This window comes from Colwellia sp. MB3u-55 (assembly GCF_014076785.1).
GTDB lineage: Bacteria > Pseudomonadota > Gammaproteobacteria > Enterobacterales > Alteromonadaceae > Colwellia_A.
Window position 1 is genome coordinate 1 of sequence record NZ_JACGUS010000106.1, and the last position, 16343, is coordinate 16343.

Consider the following 16343-nt stretch of genomic DNA (forward strand, 5'->3'; position numbering starts at 1 on the left):
GATATATTTTTTATTAATTTTCGTTATTCATTCATCTTATATACCATGTATTTTTTTTAATCAAGCTGAATAAAAAATACGCTTTTCAACACGACGTTGAGTTAAAATTTTTATCCAGTTAAAATTCAATAATAAAAGTACGTTATAATAAATATTTGCTATACAACTTAGGATCAAACCTTGAACAAATTTGCAGCCATAATTTTTGTTTTATTATTATCATGTGGTGCTGCGCTATGGTTTTTAGCCAGTGACTCTTTAAATTTTCATATTAAAAATCAACTTCAAAATATTGGTTCGCAACTAAGCCAACAAAAAGTAACGGTTGAAAACGTAACTGTCCATGGGTATCAGGGAACAGGAACCATTAGTAATTTTGTGATGGCTCCATCACTATTATCGAATATTTCGACCGATGAAAAATCGACACTAAGTATTGCCGCCATTCATTTAGTGGTTGATCGTGATAGCTTAAAAGAAGATATTATTCTTATCGAGAGTATAACCATCGATGGCTTGAGTGCTTCAATTTATTACAGCGAAGATGGTGGCAGCTTCAAACAACTACTATCAACCGTGCAAAAAAATATAGCTCAATTCACCCTCAAAGACCCTAGTGTCGAAAATCAGCAACAAGTTACAACGACACCACGTTTATTAAAGGTCGCTAAAATAACAGTAAATTCTGCAATACTTAATTTAATAAGTCATAAAGACGCACCAATAATCACTAAAATATTACCTCGTTTTGAGGTAGATAGTATTGATAAAGAAACCGGTAGCACTGGTGAAACCATAGGTATTGAGTTATTTGAAAAATTATTGATCATATTGAATAACCAAGCAACTATGCTTACAAAAACATTGTAAAGCTTGAAATAGTCTAATAACCCAGCTAATAATAGCTTTACTCACTTATGATTTATCCGTATTAAAAAGGTAATAAAATGCGAACGTCATTAACGACAGCAAATCTCATTTGCATCATACTTATTAATTCAGTTTTATTGCTATTACCTTTTACAAGCCATGCTCGAGATATAGAAATAACTCCCTTTATCGGGAAAATGTTCAGTGCTGATCTAATTAACAGCCAAAACGGCACAGACCTGGTTGTCACTGATGATAAGAATTATGGCTTAGCAATCGCTTGGCAAGACTCACCTAATGGCCAAGGACAAATATTACTTAACACCGTTAGCCACGACTTTATCAGTAGTTCAGATCTACAAGAGCACTCCTTCGATATTACCTACTTGCATTTCAGTGGCGTTACTCAGCTTAAACAGCAAAATTATGTGACGACCATCTCGCTAGGCATCGGTGCCACTTATTTTGAAACTGACAGTAAAGACGAAATCTACCCCTCCCTCACTATGGCTTTTGGCACGCGCTACGAACTATCAAAATATGTCGCTCTTGTTACAGAGCTTCGAGGTTATGCAAGTTATATAGAAGAGGATAATCAGTTATTTTGTCAAGAAAGCATCTGTCACGCTTTGATAGAAGATGGTCTGTGGCTTGATGGGAGTATTTCGGTTGGTTTAGCTATTAAATTTTAGTCATCATTGATAAACCATTTTATTACCAGTAGCATAGCTAGAGTAAACCTGCTGTTTTAATCAAAACAGCTACCATTGTTAGATCTAGCTGATGTTGCAAATAAAATTTTCATAAAAAACTTCATCTAATAAAAAGCAGGGCTTTAAATGTGATAACAGCTGTCAGGCTTGAACAAAAATTTCTTTGGCAGCGATTTTAAAAAGAAGCGGTATTAAGAATCACCCGTCGTGAATTAAGTCCGGTAAAGCACTTTAATAACATGCCAACCAAATTTAGTTTTAACAAGATGGGGCTCTAATATTGCACCGCTAAAAGCCACTTTATCAAACTGAGGTACCATCTGACCTCGTTTAAACTCGCCTAAATCACCCCCTTTTTTACCCGATGGACAGGACGAATGTTTTTTAGCTAATGTTTGAAACTTAGCCCCTTTAGCTAGCTGCTTAATAATATCTTCTGCTATCTCTTTATGTTTAACCAAGATGTGAAGTGCATGCGCTGTTGCTGCCATATTGAAACCTTTTTAGTACTATCTAATAAACACGCATATTATAGCGGCTCATAACTAATTTAGTTGAATATTATCTTTCGGAAAACAAAAAGCCCCGATTCTTTCGAATCAGGGCTTTCATATTATGGTACCGCAGGACGGACTTGAACCGTCACTTCTTTCGAAACCGGATTTTGAATCCCCGCACAGCAACACACGCCCTTTACAACAAAGGGTTGCGTAGATACACTGCAAGCACTCTGAAAGAAACTCTGAAAGATTATGTCTGAAACATTCATTAAACTAACTGACAAATTATACATATATAAAGATAAAAAAAGTAAAAACTTTTATGTATATCTAAGAAAAAAAGAAGGTTCAGAAAGTGAACGTAGTATACGCATATCTACAAGAACAAGCGACATAGAACAAGCTACAAGAAAAGCTTGGGCTTTATATACTAATTATCATGATAGTAGCTTCATAGAAGAAGTAAGCAAAAGAAAGCAACCAACCGTTAAAAAAATAGGACTAAAAGTAATAGAATTACTAATGATTGAAGATAAAAAAATTAATACTGATTACATCAGAGTAATAAATGAAATAATAGAAAAAATAGGAAGCACAAGAATAAAGAAGCTAGATAGAATCATAGTAAAAGACTATTTAAGTGAGTTTGCAAACAGCAAAACACAACTAACAATTAGAAAAAGTTGCTTTAACAAAATAATAAACAGAGCTATTGATGAAAAAATAATAACGGAAGCTGAAGCGATTAAAGTGCCTACCGTAAAACTAAAACAAGCTGATACAAAACAAATGTTTAATCATGAACATTTAAGCATATTTAGTGAGAATATTGATAACTTCATAAATGAAGCAAAAAGAGAGTCATCAAGAGATAAAAGATTTATATTCAAACATTATATGACATTTCTACTCGAAACAGGTGCAAGGTCAGGTGAAGAAACCTCACACATAAAATTTAGTGACTTTGTGGTTGAAGAGAAAGAAAATATCATTAGGGAGAATGTAAGCACAAATCATCAAATGATAAGTAGCATCAGCATACCAAAACTTAATAAAAAAGGGCTTATTGATAGAGACTATGTACACCTAAAAATAACCGCAGGAAAGATACACAGCAAATCCAAGAGATCATTTAGAGAGATAGTAGTTAATAGCAAAGCACTAATTGCAATCAACGAAATAATAAACAAAATACATCGAAAAGGTGATAAATCAATACATGATAACCACCCACTTTTTCAATTTAAAAACACATTAAAAGATTCATATTTATTTAAATCAAATCATTCAAATGTAATTAATCAACAATTTGAAAGAATGTTTTCTGACTTCTGTGAATACTGCAAAATAGATCACAAAGAAGAAGCTATATCACTTTATAGCTTTAGACATAGCTATATTACTAACATGTTAAAAGCCAAAAAATCACCCGCACTAATTGCGGCTCAATGCGGTACTAGTATTGAAATGATAGATAGATACTATAATAAGCTAACTACGAGAATGAATAGAGATGAACTTTTATAAAAATGTGAACAATCACACATAGAAAATATGTTAAGTAAAATTATAATTTTAATTAGTGTTAAAATTTACTTATATTAATGAGTAAATAAAATGATGTCACTAGAAAAAATGCTACAAAAAAATAACTTCAAATCAATTGAAAATTCAATGCTTGATAAGAGCATGTTTAGAAAGTTTTCTGCTATATATAAACTAATAACAGCAGACAATTTAATAACAAAAAGTGATCTTGAAGAACTAGAACTATCAATAAATATGACTGAAGAAGAGTTTAAAGATATAGCTACAGAGGTATTGAGTAATATTAACTCTTATTTTGAAAGCAAGTATCCTGAGCTTAATGATAATGACGAATCAGATAAGCATGAAAGAAGTATGATGAATAATGAGTTTTGTTAATTTTTACACAATGCTAAATAACCGACTCCGTGTTGTTCCAACACTCTTCGCTTCGCTCGTTCGGCTTTTTGCAAGCAAAAAGAAATCCGCATTCGCTCCAAAATCTAACGGGGGATGCAATGAATAATGCACAATTTTTAAGAATTGAAGAGTATTCACAAAAGACCGTACAGCGCAAAAATGGAGAAACGAGGGGTAATGTATTTGGTATATTAAAGGAGGCTGAACGTGAAGCTAGTCATTCTAAGCATGTTAATAACCCTATGAAGCCTGAGATAATTTTCGGAATAACAGCTTCGGAAATGCTATCTGAGCTGAATTATCTATCTGAAAATGTAAAAGTAAATAATAAGAAGATACGAAAAGATGCAAGAATATTAACCGCTGGAATAGCTTCATATCCAATAAAGCAAACCTCAAAAGAATTCGATATTAAGCACTTTGAAATATGGAAAAAAGTAACAGTAGAATACTTAAAAGCTAAATTTAACAGTAACATAAAATCAGTTATTTGTCATATGGACGAATCAAATCCCCACTTGCACTTCTATCTATATAACAGTAAAGACTTAAACATGAGAAGCTTTCACCCCGCTTTTTTAGCTGAAGATAACGAGAAGAACACAAAGCTAAAAAGAAAGGCTTTTAGAAGTGGTTTAACAGAATTTCAAGATCAGTATTTTAAACTTACTAGCAAACCTTTAGGTTTTGAGCGAAAGACAGTACAACGAGAGAGACGAAGCAGAAAGACTCAATTAGCAATGAATGATATGAATAAGTTAAGCAGTGATAAAGATTTTGAAATATTAAAACTTAAGAGAGCTAATTTAAAGCTAATTAATGTTATTAATAGTTATAAGAATAATATTAAGTTGCTAAAATTGAGACTAAGCAAAGCCCTCGGTTTTGGTAATAGTAGTTATACCCTAAAATAAAAAACAAACTCCCCAAAGGGGAAGCCCCTTTTTTTTATTTATAGGGCATGAATTTTTACTTTTATAAATATATCTAATTGTTTGTTTTTATTTATTAGTACTCCTGAATAGATGTGGATCGCAGAAAATTATGAAACCTGCGACAGAAAATGAGATTGAAGCATTTTCCTTATATTCACTAATGCCACATTGAAGACCCTTTCCATTATGAAATAATGACCTCAAAATAGCCTGCTTAAAGTTAGAAAGCTGACATTAGTCTTTGCTTATCTAACTACAACTATTTCGTAACTATTCGATAAAGGAGATATTTTTCGGGAATGATTTCTTGTCAAAAACTATGAAAGCTGACACCAGTAGTGCTGAATATTAAGTTAAAGTGTCTGAAGGCTTTTACACATACGGCATAACAAAGGATTAAGAATCCTATGGTAGTATTTTGTAATGTAAATCATGGTTAATACATATGTATGAGTCGAATAAGTTTACAGTGGTATGAACATTAGTGATAACCGAATTAGTATCTGAATACTTAATCGATGAATCGTTTAGGTGGTTATGTAAACAACGCAAACACTTTCCTGTGAACAGTGATGTGTGGCATTGTCGATTTCATTGGAAAAGTATTAAACCCAAATTAATACGTGATTTATCAATTAACCGTTTCACTTTTCAACCACTACAAAAGGTAACAAAAGCTTCAGGTGAAGTTATTCACTTATGGACATCAATCGATAGTGTGGTATTGAAATTGTTATCATTGGTGTTATCACATTATTTACCGTCATCTAAGCTGTGTACACACTTAAAAGGGCATGGTGGTAGTAAACAAACAGTAACTTCAATACAAGCTGAAATACCGAATAATACCTTTGTATTTAGAACGGATGTTAAATCGTATTATGAGTCCATCAATCACGAAATATTGTTAGACAAGTTATCGGTTTACATCAAAAATAAAATGGTAATGAACCTACTAGCGCAGTATCTAAAACGAAGTGTTGAATCTGGAGGTTTATTTAAGGATATAAAACAAGGTATTTCATCAGGGTGTCCGTTAAGCCCTTTGATATCGAGTTTTTATCTTTATGAGTTAGATAAAGAAATGGAAGATAAATCCGTATTCTATCGACGTTATATGGATGATATTATCGTACTATCACCATCAAGGTGGAAATTACGCAAAGCGATAATAACAGTTAATCAACATTTTGAAAAACTAAAGTTAAAACAACATCCTGACAAAACAGACATAGGTAGGATTAGTAATGGATTTGACTTTTTAGGATATCAGTTTGGACAAGAAAAAATAACCGTGTCAAAACGAACAGTACAAAATCACATTCGTCGAATAACGCAGCTTTATGAGCAAAAAAAGCATCAACCAAATTGGAAGATGCTTCTTGATGATTATCGACAACGTTGGGTTACATGGGTTTTATCAGGCATACCGTCGTCAATAATTAATTTTGATTCTGAATCAATAAACTTAAGATTGTTTCTTAAATCGACGTGATGCTAAACCAATCATGCCTAATGCAAAAATAGCAAGTGTTGAAGGTTCTGGAACCTCCGCCTTCTTGACGAGCCAAGTATTTGTGCGGATGTTGGTCGCGCTGTGACTCTCAGGTCCCCATGAATCGTCTCTTAAGAATCCCTGAGCGACTTTATCGCTCCACCACCCGATTTGTACTGTACGGGGTGCTCCAGCTCTATTTGAGTAACTTGAAATTTCAGTCGTCATGCCGTTTAAATACCCATGATTAGCATTATCTCCATAATAAGAACCATCTCCTAACATCATCACTAGTGCTTTGAATGAAAATATTGAAGTGTCCCATGTGCGCCCTGTTCCTGTTGTAGGGATTAGAACGTTGTTATTTTGATGAAGTAAAAGTCCTAATACCTCTGAAGTTGAAGCAATTTCCCAACCGATAAGGCTGCCACTAGTTGTGCTTGCTAATACATCATTATATGACATGTTATCGGTGAACCTAGCGTCTAACCACTGCCAGCCCGTAACGCTATCAGTGACGTACCCATCATGGTCTGTAATAAGACCAGCATTCGACAAACAGCTAGTAGTTATGGCTAAAACCATAAATACCTTATTTAAAAATTTAAATTTCATATGTGTTCCTTATATCCCTTTCCAAAAATCTGGGTAGGTAATCGTTGTTAAAGTAATCTATGAATCCCCGCACATTAATACAAAAATCATACCAAACTTAAAATATCAAACAATTTCAATATGATGATAATTTATGCAGTGTTTAATTAAGTAACACTGTAAAATAATCTGACACAAAATAACTTATCAACCGGTTGTTTCGATTGAACAATATTAACAAACTGTAAATAAAACTAGTTTTAGTATAAAAATATTATTAGATGATTAAATTTCATCTTCAACCTGATATAAACCACTACAACATTCATGCTTAAACCACTTAAAACAAGTGTTTCAGTAGTGTAATTGATTAAAACTCAGTGATGCTAATTGTTGTATTCCAACACCGTAACACCACTACATACCAGTATATTCAACACCTAGCAACTGACTTGTAATCCGTTGGTTTGACATGTCATTAATTGGTCTTACTACAAATTCAAGATATTGATTTTATAATGTAAGTTATCTATTTCTATATTCATGAAATTAGCTTAAAACAAGATGGTAAAATTCAAAATATGCATAATAACGGAGTTTTATCCGTTGCTAGTGGGAGTCGGACATTGGCAAAGCGAACTTTGATTTTTTATTCTGTTAACAGTAACTTTAGTCTCAACTTTAACATCTTAAATTTGAACTCCACTGTCTCCTTAGAGCTTCAAGCGGACGTTAGGATTAACGAGTGGCTAACGTCTGCAATGCGCACTTTTTTGACATGGAAGGGAATTGATAAACCTTAGTAATTTAAAGAATACGCACCGCTAAGTGCGTAGATTATAATGAATCACTTTAACTAAGCTTTACTGATGCTCGTAATTTGAAGGCCGTTTGACATTAAGCCACCAGCATCAACAACAAACTCATTCGGATAATCAAAAGAAAAACCTTTAATGAATGCGTCTGCTGATAAATCAACTTCTTTAGCATTAACTCCCTTAGCTTGACCTTCAGCTCCAAACCCAACTGCTTTTACAGCAATATTAGCTTTGTAAATCTCATAAGCATTACCTGTTTTTTTAGATACGCCTTTGCTCTTAGTAATACTTAATATTTGAACTTTCTCTGACATAATGTTTTCTCTAATTAGTTGGAAATCCGTTTCCGCTATGCTTTCCCTATACACATATCATGCAGTATATTAAATAAAACAGTCAAGAGAAATACACTGTACAAGTGTACATAGTTTATTTCATCCTTTAATAATGGTTACTTATTTATCAATAACTTAAGTGCGACTACTGTATTTATAGCTTGTTTTCATTAATTATTAACCCTAACGCTTGTTTTATTAGGTTTTTATGTTATAAATAATGGTTATGTAGGGTATAAGCACCGTTTATAGCGGGATAACAAAATAAGTCAAGTGACTGTTGACGTTGAAGTTTTTACTTAAATCAGTAGTAATAAGTTTGACGAGTGAGATTAAATATGCTTATAATAGATACATCAACAGCTAACAGTTTATGAAGAGTGTTTAAACAAGTAAAAAAAAACAGAAAACGAATAAATATGCAGTAAAAGTGAATTTACGCATTAAAAAACCTAAATGGAATTAAAACTTAAAACACTTAAATTGTTAGTTGCATATTAACGTTTTTAGGTGGTTTTTAAGTGAGTACAGTTCAAAATACATACAGTGTAATAGCAGACATAAAAAAATGTGGATGCAATAGAAATTCGTTTGATGCTATAAGCATTAAAGCGTTTAAGGCTGTATCTGCATCTATAAATCAAATTAAAGAATCATTAGAAAAATTCCCTCTACTTACAACTGAAAGAATAAATACGTTCAGAAAAATATTTTTAATGAAACAAATACACAAAGAAACAGGAATACCAAATTTCTGCAACACAAAAGAAAAAAGAAAAGAAAGAGATAGAAAGTGGGATCTAAGAATTGATGAGCACTACAATAATTTACTAATAAAAGAGCTAGCTGAAAAACATGAATTCATAAAGAATATTGATGACAAGTTAAGTGCTACAAGTAAGATAAAAAGATTGCAGTGTCGGAGAGGAATTAGAAGACTTGTTAATAAAACTTTCAAGATAATCATAATTAAGCTTGCAGCTCAAGAAGCATATGACGCTAAAAAGAACAAAAACGGTAAAGCCGTAACTTATGCAACAGACAAGCAGAAAGCTTTTTACAATCACTCTGAAACAAAACAAGCTGAATATAGAAAGAATACGTTTATTGAAGTAAACGGGCTAGCTACTTCATTACCTGACGCTAATTATATTAGCAGAATTCAAATGTCTAAAATAATAATGCGTTCATATGCAACGCAAATAATTGCGGAGCAAAAAAATTATATTTGTGTGTTCACTACTGACACATGCCCTCCTAATTTTCATACTGCGCCAAAGATCGCAAAAGGAAGCCGCGGGGACAAAAAAAACACTTCTAAAGATGCAATAGAATTTTTAAGAAATAATGACATAAAGCTAAAAAAGAGATTAGAAAAAGAAGGGATCGTAATGAGCAATCAGGATTTTCTTGAAATAAAGTGTACAGAGCCACATTTTTCAGGAACGCCACACTGTCACTCTCTTTTGTTTTCATCTGATGATTCATTAAGAATAATATTAAAAGAAAAATTCAAGCTATTTAACTACAGCAATGAAAAAACTGAAGGTCAAATAAATGAAATGATAGAAAGCTTATTAAGTGGAGAAGTAGAAGAAATAACTAATAAAGCATTAACTATTAAACTAATAAAGAAAGCAGAAAAAGACAACAAAGAAGAGAAAATTGCTTCTCCTGTATCTTATTTGTTTAAATATATAACTAAAAACTTTTTTGATAGCGGTGATGCTCTAGAAGATGAAATTTCAGAAAGCGGCATAATTGAGAAAGTTGAAGTAAAAAATCACATTGAAGCAATTTCGGCGTGGTACAAAGTAAATTCTGTAAGAAGATTTTCATTCAGAGGAATCAACGGAGCATTAGGCAAGTGGGATTATTGCAGAAAACTAGATGCTGACAAAATTGAAGATAATGAAGAAAATAAAGATCTTATTAAAGCTATAAAAATCGCAAAAAAAGAAGGCTTAAAAGACAATGAAAATACGTCTAATGCATTTGTTAGATTTATTGCTGTAAGCAAAAACTTAGAATGGGTAAAAGAAAGTAGAGTTAACGCATATGGTGAAAAATTAAAAACAAATGTAGCTATAAAATCAAATGTAATAAATGCAGCAGAAGTGTTTAAAAATAAAAGCGTCTTGCTAAATAAATCACAAGCAGAATTAATGAACTTAAAAGCAAATGAAAAAAACATATCAAACATAATGATACATGAAAGACAGATATTTAGTGAAGAAAGCGTACTAGATAGATCAATAAAAGAGATATCAAATTTAGGTCAAAAAGTGACGTACTTAGTAAATTACAGAAGTGAAAAAATAACAATACTAGAAATTAAAGAAGAAATAAAAAGCGAATTGTTGGGGACAGTTAAAGATAGTTATCCAAGTCAGCTGACTTCGTCATCTGATGAAGACATAAAAGCAAGATTGCACAACCAAATAGAGACACAAAGGTCAAATGAAAGAGATGAAATTGCAGAAATACATAAGAAATATAAAAACAAGTCAAAAGAGTACATAGAAATGCACATGTTTTTGAACGATATAGCTGCTTAATGATTATAAGTCGTTAAGCTTTAAAAAGGTAAGTAAAATGGGAACAAAATACATGGAGTCAATAAAATGCATGAAGAATACTACAAGTGGATTCGTGAAATGAACATAAAATATGAAAAGCTAAATGAAGAAAATGAAAAATACAATGAAAGAATGAAGCAAAAAGAAGCAGAGCGCTGGTATTCACTGCTAAATTAGAGAGTTATTATTACGGGGCTTCGCCCCTTTTTTTATCGATGTTTGTTACAGCCTCTATTGATAATACTCAAACAAAGTACAACAAAAAAAGCTACTGAAAACGGGATTAAAAAGCATTAATAACACAATTAAAAATTAAAATAAACAAAGCCACGCTTTCAACTTTCCCACCTAAAAACCAGTACAAAAAACAAACAAATAAGTAATCCACAACATTTAAATAAAATAAAGCAAGTTAATTGATTAGTAACAAAAATATGTACTTTATCAAGCAACCGTAACAAAAAATAATGATTTGTCATATTAATTGAGTAGTAACACAAAAAATGGAATTATCAAGTTATAGGAGTAGTAACGCAATAAAAGAGATCGTCAAGGAAGTAAGTATCATAAATATAAAAATAATCAATCAAACAAGTATCATAAATAATAAATTAATCAAGCAAGGTAAAATAAAAAGTACTAGAAGAACAAAAAAAACAAATAGAAAAACAGTTTGACATTTACAAATCTCTTCACCCTATTGATGTGTAGAGCAGTTAAAAAAAACAAAATAAAGAAGGGTTAAAAAACATAAAACCAAAAGAAACAATTAATATCAAAAATAATAAATTAGTAAAGGAAGTAGGTATCAAAAATAATAAATCAGTCAAGTTAATAGAGAAATAACACAAAAAAGAGGATTATCAAGTTAAAAGTCAAATAACACAAAAAAGAGGATTATCAAGTTAAAAGTCAAATAACACAAAAGAGTGGATTGTCAAGTTAACAAGAAAGTAACATAAGAAGAGGGTTCGTCAAGTTATAAGAGTAGTAACACAAAGAAGGAAGTTGTCTAGTTAATTTGAAAATAACACAAAAAAGGAGAATTTCACAAAATGGTAGCATCTGCGAGAATCGAACTCGCACTCCCGAAGGAACCAGATTTTGAATCTAGCGTGTCTACCAATTCCACCAAGATGCCACTTCGTGAAAAACTCTGAAAGGTGTCTGAAAGATATTTATAGAGCTTTTCAAAACCTAAGCTCTTGTACTTAAAGTACTTTACACTAGTTAAAGCCTACACACAACGAATTTTGAATCCGGCGTGTCTACCAATTCCACCACTGCGGCTTAAATATTTTTGTAGTAACTACCAAAAATTTAAACTGTTTATCAATAACGCCAGTGCATTAATGAATATGTTCGGCATTATACGAAAATAACTTTATTAAGCAATAGTTTTTATCAATCGTTGGCGTATATGTTTATTATTTGGTCGATTTGGAGGTATTTGAAAGTTTAAATCATTAAACACCGACTTAATTAATGCTTAGGTGACGGTTCCCCTTTCAACAAGGCAATTAAGTATAGCTCGCGACACTAAAATAAACGTTGCCTTCATCAGCTATTTTATCGAAATTAAAATAATTTCAGTCTAAATAAACGGCTCAATATATCAACAAGTCATTTGATGCCAATCTAAAATCATTCTTGTGTGATATAACATAGCCATGGAGTGAGCTTAGTAACAATTTACTTACTGTAAATTGACAATTCCATATGGAGAAATATTATGAAAACCTTAATAAGCAATTCGAAAAAAGTACTTATCCCCTTAATTATGGGAAGTATTTTTGCTGGAAATGTTATGGCCGCAGGCCCCTATGCGGTAGAACTTGGCGAAGCAGGTACTTTCACCATATTGAGTAAATCTGGTATTACTGATGTTTATCCGTCTACTGTTACCGGTAATGTCGGTACTAGCCCAATTACAGGCGCTGCACTTTTACTCAACTGTGATGAAGTAACCGGCGCTATGTATACCGTTGACTCTGCTGGCCCACTGCCCTGCTCGATAAATTCACCTTACCTTTTAGAATTAGCAGTCAGTGATATGGGCATTGCCTACAATGATGCTGCAGGCAGAGTTCCTGCTGATCATACCGAACTTGGTGCGGGTGAAATTGGCGGCCTAACGCTAGAACCTGGTGTTTATAAATGGTCTTCAGACGTCAATATCAGTACAGATGTTACTTTTAATGGCACTATGGATGATGTTTGGATCATGCAAATATCCGGTAATTTAAATCAGGCGAATGCCAAGCGCGTGACTTTAACGGGTGGAGCTTTAGCCAAAAATATTTTCTGGCAAGTCGCAGGTTATACCGCATTGGGCACTTATGCATCTTTTGAAGGTATCGTGCTCAGTAAAACCTTGATTTCTGTTAATACTGGAACCACTGTTAACGGGAGATTATTGGCGCAAACTGCTGTCACATTGCAAAAAAACACGATTAACGCGCCAACTGAGCAATATGAAGAAGCTCCTCTATAACAACGTAGAAACTTCAGTCAAATAGCGTTAACGACATATAAAGATGGCAAGCTTCAATGCTACTGTCATTTTTTTATGTCGTTTTTTAATACTATTTTAGCGATAAAAAACACAAATAATCATCTCTCTTATACTTTAGCTTTTGTGTTTGATAAACTGGTGAAAATTTATTATTCACGTGACTTATGACTTTCATTTCATCTCAACATTTTCCCCGTGCTGGTTTTCGCCGCCGCTTAGCTTCATGGGTATATGATCTTTTAATTGCCATTGCGGTTTATATGACTGCCGGTGCAATGTCATTTCTATTGATGTACTTAGGTTTTCACTTTGGTTTATTTGGCTTACAGGGGTACGAACACTTTTCTGATGCTATTGCCAATACGGCTTGGTTAAAGTGGCCAAATGAGTTTTGGAAGCTTGCTTGGGTGTCGTTTTTCTTTATTTGGTTTTGGTCTAAAACCGGTCAAACCTTAGGAATGAAAGCCTGGCGTTTACGTGTGCAAAACCAAGATGGTACTTTGATCAATAAGGTTACTGGCCTAAAAAGATTACTGCCTACGCTATTAGGTTTAGGTAACTTTACGGTGATTTTTGATCGTAAAAACAAATTAAGCTTACAAGACAGGTTAACCGATACAGAAGTGGTGGTTTTAACGTTAGAGGCTAACCGTGGACGTTTGTAGAGCCACTAATACGCTGCAATAAAGTGAGGCATGATAAATGTGATTATCATGCCTTCTAATCACATTTATCGACTAAAAGGCGCACAAGTAAACGTTAACTGGGCCGTTTATTCATTAGGTATAACGCTAATGATACAAAGATAAAGCTGGGCATTAACGCGCCAAAAGCCGCTGGCAACTGATACACTAAGCTTAACGACCCTAGTACTTCGTTAGTAATAAAAAACAATATTCCTGTTGCTACTCCCATCATAATTCTTGCCCCCATCGATACTGAACGCAAAGGTCCAAAAACAAAAGACAAGGCAAGTAGCAGCATCACCGCAACGGTTAGTGGTTGAACTATTTTACGCCAAAAAGCTAAAACGTAACGACTTGAGTCTTGGTTGTTTTCTTCCAAATAACTTAAGTATTCAGATAAGCCCCGTAATGATAAAGCTTCGGGAGTAACCATAACGACGCCAAGTTTTTCAGGCGTCAAACTCGATGTCCACATTTTTACCTGCGATGACTCGGTAACCATTTGGTTTTCACTTAAATGGATATCGACAACATCACGCAACTGCCAGGCATCTTTTTGATAAATAGCACTATCTGCAGATAACCAACTTGATAGTTTTAATGATTTATCAAAGCGGTATATTTGTACATCGTTTAATTTCCCTTTGTCTTCTACTTCACCAATATGGACAAAATAATCACCGTCTTTCGCCCAAGTTCCATCAGCGGATGAAATTAAGCTTCCGCCCGATATCGCCTGCGCTTTAAGCTGTCTTGCTGCTAATTCACCAACCGGCGCTAACCACTCTCCAACCGCCATGCTGATAAAAACGAGAACAGTCGCTGACTTCATCACTGATTTTATAATGTCTACCCGCGACAAACCTGCCGCTTGCATAACCACAAGCTCACTGTTTGTTGCCAGCATACCCATACCGATTAAACCACCAATTAATGCTGACATCGGGAAAAACATTTCAATATCGGGTGGGATTTTATAAAGCACAAATAAAGCTGCATGCGCAATATCATAGTTACCCTTGCCCACGGTTTTCATTTCTTCAACAAACTTAATGATACCACTTAGGCTGACAAAAACTGATAACGTTAACAGCGTTGTAGATGCAATAATTCGACCAATGTACATGTCTAATATACGCATTATGATGATTTTCCTTTGCGGGTAAAATTGCGAAATAATAGCGGAAGCTTAGCTTTGATTTTCATCCCAAAACTGCGATCCTTTATAAGCAGACTTACACCGAGCACCAGCACAAAAAAGTGTACTGGCCATAAACCTAAGCTTTTAGGTATTGTGCCCGACTCAACGCCAGAGCGCACCGCTGTCAGCATCAAGAAATAACCTAGAAACAGCAATAATGCCGGTAACATTTTAGCAAATTTACCTTGCCTAGGATTAACAACACTTAAGGGTACGGCAATTAATGTCATGATCAAACACGCAATAGGAAAAGCAATGCGCCAATGACTTTCTGCACTAAAAGCAGCGGTATCTTCTTCGAATAAATCTTGGGTTGGAATAGCCCTTAACTTTCTATTTTTGTGCGCCACTTTTTGATCTTGTATTTGGATATAATACTTATCAAAAAAGACTTCTTTGAATTCTTTACTCTTGGTATCGTTTTGATAACGTGTGCCGTCACTCAAAACTAGACGCTGTGAGCCACTTTCTTCCTCAACCACTTGTCCGGTTTGTGCATAAACTAAACTGGCATTAATAATACTTTTATCTGTGGCTTTTTTATCGGGAAGTTGCGCAACAAACACTTTTTCAAAGGTGTTGTCATTACGGTTTTTGTCATGAATAAAAATAACGGCTTTTTCATTACCTGTCGTTTGAAAACGACCAGCAATAAGCGAACTTAACCCCGAGTCTGCGGCTAATTGTTCTTTAACTTGATACTCATATTCTGAGGCCATAGGTGATAGGTACAGCGTAAAAATACCGGTAAATATCGCAGTCACAAAGCTTAAAATCAGTGTAACCCGCACTACGTACCATTCACTGACACCACAGGCATGCAATACTGTCATTTCGCTATCGGCATAAATACGCCCGTAAGCCAATAAAACCCCAAGAAATAAGCTTAAGGGTAAAATCATTCCCGCTAAGTCAGGTATCTTTAAGCCAATAAAGACCATAACCAAGTGTCCGGGGATCCCACCTTCGGCAGCATCATCAAGAATACGAACAAATTTATTACTAATAAAAATGGTCATCAGCACTAAGAAAACCGCTAATTGAGTTTTAGTGACTTCTTTAAGTAAATAACGAAAGATAATCATAAGAATTCCCTATAAAAACATCGTTTTTTTCTGACATCTGCTCTATTTTTAAGTAAACTTGTCGTTTTCA

General features: G+C 33.8%; 15 protein-coding genes and 1 tRNA gene. 10 read left to right on the forward strand and 6 right to left on the reverse strand.

The annotated features are described in order from the left end of the window. Window positions 1–180: 180 nt before the first annotated feature. Together H4J66_RS07345 and H4J66_RS07350 are read left to right on the forward strand one after the other, a co-directional pair. Entirely contained in the window at window positions 181–870 is a 690-nt protein-coding gene (locus H4J66_RS07345) for a hypothetical protein (RefSeq protein WP_182172534.1), read from the forward strand. Between the two features lie 77 nt (window positions 871–947). After that, window positions 948–1562 (forward strand): hypothetical protein, encoded by a 615-nt coding sequence (locus H4J66_RS07350; protein WP_182172537.1) that lies wholly within the window; start codon window positions 948–950, stop codon window positions 1560–1562. Window positions 1563–1795: 233 nt separating this feature from the next. Here H4J66_RS07350 and ppiC read toward each other — a convergent pair whose 3' ends face one another. Further along, window positions 1796–2074, reverse strand: a complete 279-nt coding sequence (gene ppiC / locus H4J66_RS07355; RefSeq protein ID WP_070375841.1) for a peptidylprolyl isomerase PpiC — start codon at window positions 2072–2074, stop codon at window positions 1796–1798. Window positions 2075–2335: 261 nt separating this feature from the next. Here ppiC and H4J66_RS07360 point away from each other — a divergent pair, with 261 nt between their 5' ends. From H4J66_RS07360 to H4J66_RS07375, 4 genes are all read left to right on the forward strand, one after another. Further along, window positions 2336–3610, forward strand: a complete 1275-nt coding sequence (locus H4J66_RS07360) for a site-specific integrase (RefSeq protein WP_182172540.1) — start codon at window positions 2336–2338, stop codon at window positions 3608–3610. A gap of 90 nt (window positions 3611–3700) precedes the next feature. Continuing rightward, window positions 3701–4009 carry a hypothetical protein gene (locus H4J66_RS07365; RefSeq protein WP_182172543.1) on the forward strand — a complete coding sequence of 103 codons (309 nt, stop codon included), beginning with the start codon at window positions 3701–3703 and terminating at the stop codon, window positions 4007–4009. Between the two features lie 119 nt (window positions 4010–4128). Beyond that, the gene (locus tag H4J66_RS07370) at window positions 4129–4944 is read left to right on the forward strand and encodes a plasmid recombination protein (RefSeq protein WP_182172545.1); all 816 of its coding nucleotides are present in this window, start codon (window positions 4129–4131) and stop codon (window positions 4942–4944) included. A gap of 505 nt (window positions 4945–5449) precedes the next feature. After that, window positions 5450–6460: a reverse transcriptase/maturase family protein gene (locus H4J66_RS07375; RefSeq protein ID WP_182172548.1), complete on the forward strand. Its 1011-nt coding sequence runs from the start codon at window positions 5450–5452 to the stop codon at window positions 6458–6460. Here the strand turns inward: H4J66_RS07375 and H4J66_RS20275 are convergent. Both H4J66_RS20275 and H4J66_RS07385 read right to left on the reverse strand, forming a co-directional pair. Further along, window positions 6434–7045 (reverse strand): PEP-CTERM sorting domain-containing protein, encoded by a 612-nt coding sequence (locus H4J66_RS20275; RefSeq protein WP_259369083.1) that lies wholly within the window; start codon window positions 7043–7045, stop codon window positions 6434–6436. The two genes, H4J66_RS07375 and H4J66_RS20275, sit on opposite strands and share 27 nt — an antisense overlap. A gap of 865 nt (window positions 7046–7910) precedes the next feature. Beyond that, window positions 7911–8186 (reverse strand): hypothetical protein, encoded by a 276-nt coding sequence (locus H4J66_RS07385; RefSeq protein ID WP_182172551.1) that lies wholly within the window; start codon window positions 8184–8186, stop codon window positions 7911–7913. A gap of 542 nt (window positions 8187–8728) precedes the next feature. On the opposite strand from H4J66_RS07385, the gene H4J66_RS07390 reads away from it, so the two are divergent. After that, on the forward strand, window positions 8729–10765 hold the full coding sequence (locus H4J66_RS07390) for a replication endonuclease (protein ID WP_182172554.1): 2037 nt from the start codon (window positions 8729–8731) through the stop codon (window positions 10763–10765). Between the two features lie 66 nt (window positions 10766–10831). Next, on the forward strand, window positions 10832–10963 hold the full coding sequence (locus tag H4J66_RS20280; RefSeq protein ID WP_259368487.1) for a hypothetical protein: 132 nt from the start codon (window positions 10832–10834) through the stop codon (window positions 10961–10963). 879 nt (window positions 10964–11842) lie between these two features. Here H4J66_RS20280 and H4J66_RS07395 read toward each other — a convergent pair. Continuing rightward, a tRNA-Leu gene (locus tag H4J66_RS07395) sits at window positions 11843–11927 on the reverse strand. Window positions 11928–12518: 591 nt separating this feature from the next. Here H4J66_RS07395 and H4J66_RS07400 point away from each other — a divergent pair. Then, entirely contained in the window at window positions 12519–13280 is a 762-nt protein-coding gene (locus H4J66_RS07400) for an ice-binding family protein (protein ID WP_182172557.1), read from the forward strand. Window positions 13281–13465: 185 nt separating this feature from the next. Beyond that, a complete protein-coding gene (locus H4J66_RS07405) occupies window positions 13466–13966 on the forward strand; it encodes an RDD family protein (protein ID WP_070375839.1) in 501 nt (166 codons plus the stop codon). A gap of 94 nt (window positions 13967–14060) precedes the next feature. On the opposite strand, the gene lptG is transcribed toward H4J66_RS07405, so the two are convergent. Both lptG and lptF read right to left on the reverse strand, forming a co-directional pair. Next, on the reverse strand, window positions 14061–15128 hold the full coding sequence (lptG, locus tag H4J66_RS07410; protein ID WP_220463236.1) for an LPS export ABC transporter permease LptG: 1068 nt from the start codon (window positions 15126–15128) through the stop codon (window positions 14061–14063). Continuing rightward, window positions 15128–16273: an LPS export ABC transporter permease LptF gene (gene lptF / locus H4J66_RS07415; protein ID WP_182172560.1), complete on the reverse strand. Its 1146-nt coding sequence runs from the start codon at window positions 16271–16273 to the stop codon at window positions 15128–15130. Before lptF ends, lptG begins: the two co-directional genes overlap by 1 nt. Window positions 16274–16343 lie beyond the last annotated feature (70 nt).

Excerpts from the sequence above, each read along its gene's own strand:
- H4J66_RS07350 (WP_182172537.1), top strand. The coding sequence starts at position 948 with ATGCGAACGTCATTAACGACAGCAAATCTCATTTGCATCATACTTATT.
- ppiC (WP_070375841.1), bottom strand. The coding sequence starts at position 2,074 with ATGGCAGCAACAGCGCATGCACTTCACATCTTGGTTAAACATAAAGAG.
- H4J66_RS07360 (WP_182172540.1), top strand. The coding sequence starts at position 2,336 with ATGTCTGAAACATTCATTAAACTAACTGACAAATTATACATATATAAA.
- H4J66_RS07365 (WP_182172543.1), top strand. The coding sequence starts at position 3,701 with ATGATGTCACTAGAAAAAATGCTACAAAAAAATAACTTCAAATCAATT.
- H4J66_RS07370 (WP_182172545.1), top strand. The coding sequence starts at position 4,129 with ATGAATAATGCACAATTTTTAAGAATTGAAGAGTATTCACAAAAGACC.
- H4J66_RS20275 (WP_259369083.1), bottom strand. The coding sequence starts at position 7,045 with ATGGTTTTAGCCATAACTACTAGCTGTTTGTCGAATGCTGGTCTTATT.
- H4J66_RS07385 (WP_182172551.1), bottom strand. The coding sequence starts at position 8,186 with ATGTCAGAGAAAGTTCAAATATTAAGTATTACTAAGAGCAAAGGCGTA.
- H4J66_RS20280 (WP_259368487.1), top strand. The coding sequence starts at position 10,832 with ATGCATGAAGAATACTACAAGTGGATTCGTGAAATGAACATAAAATAT.
- H4J66_RS07400 (WP_182172557.1), top strand. The coding sequence starts at position 12,519 with ATGAAAACCTTAATAAGCAATTCGAAAAAAGTACTTATCCCCTTAATT.
- H4J66_RS07405 (WP_070375839.1), top strand. The coding sequence starts at position 13,466 with ATGACTTTCATTTCATCTCAACATTTTCCCCGTGCTGGTTTTCGCCGC.
- lptG (WP_220463236.1), bottom strand. The coding sequence starts at position 15,128 with ATGCGTATATTAGACATGTACATTGGTCGAATTATTGCATCTACAACG.
- lptF (WP_182172560.1), bottom strand. The coding sequence starts at position 16,273 with ATGATTATCTTTCGTTATTTACTTAAAGAAGTCACTAAAACTCAATTA.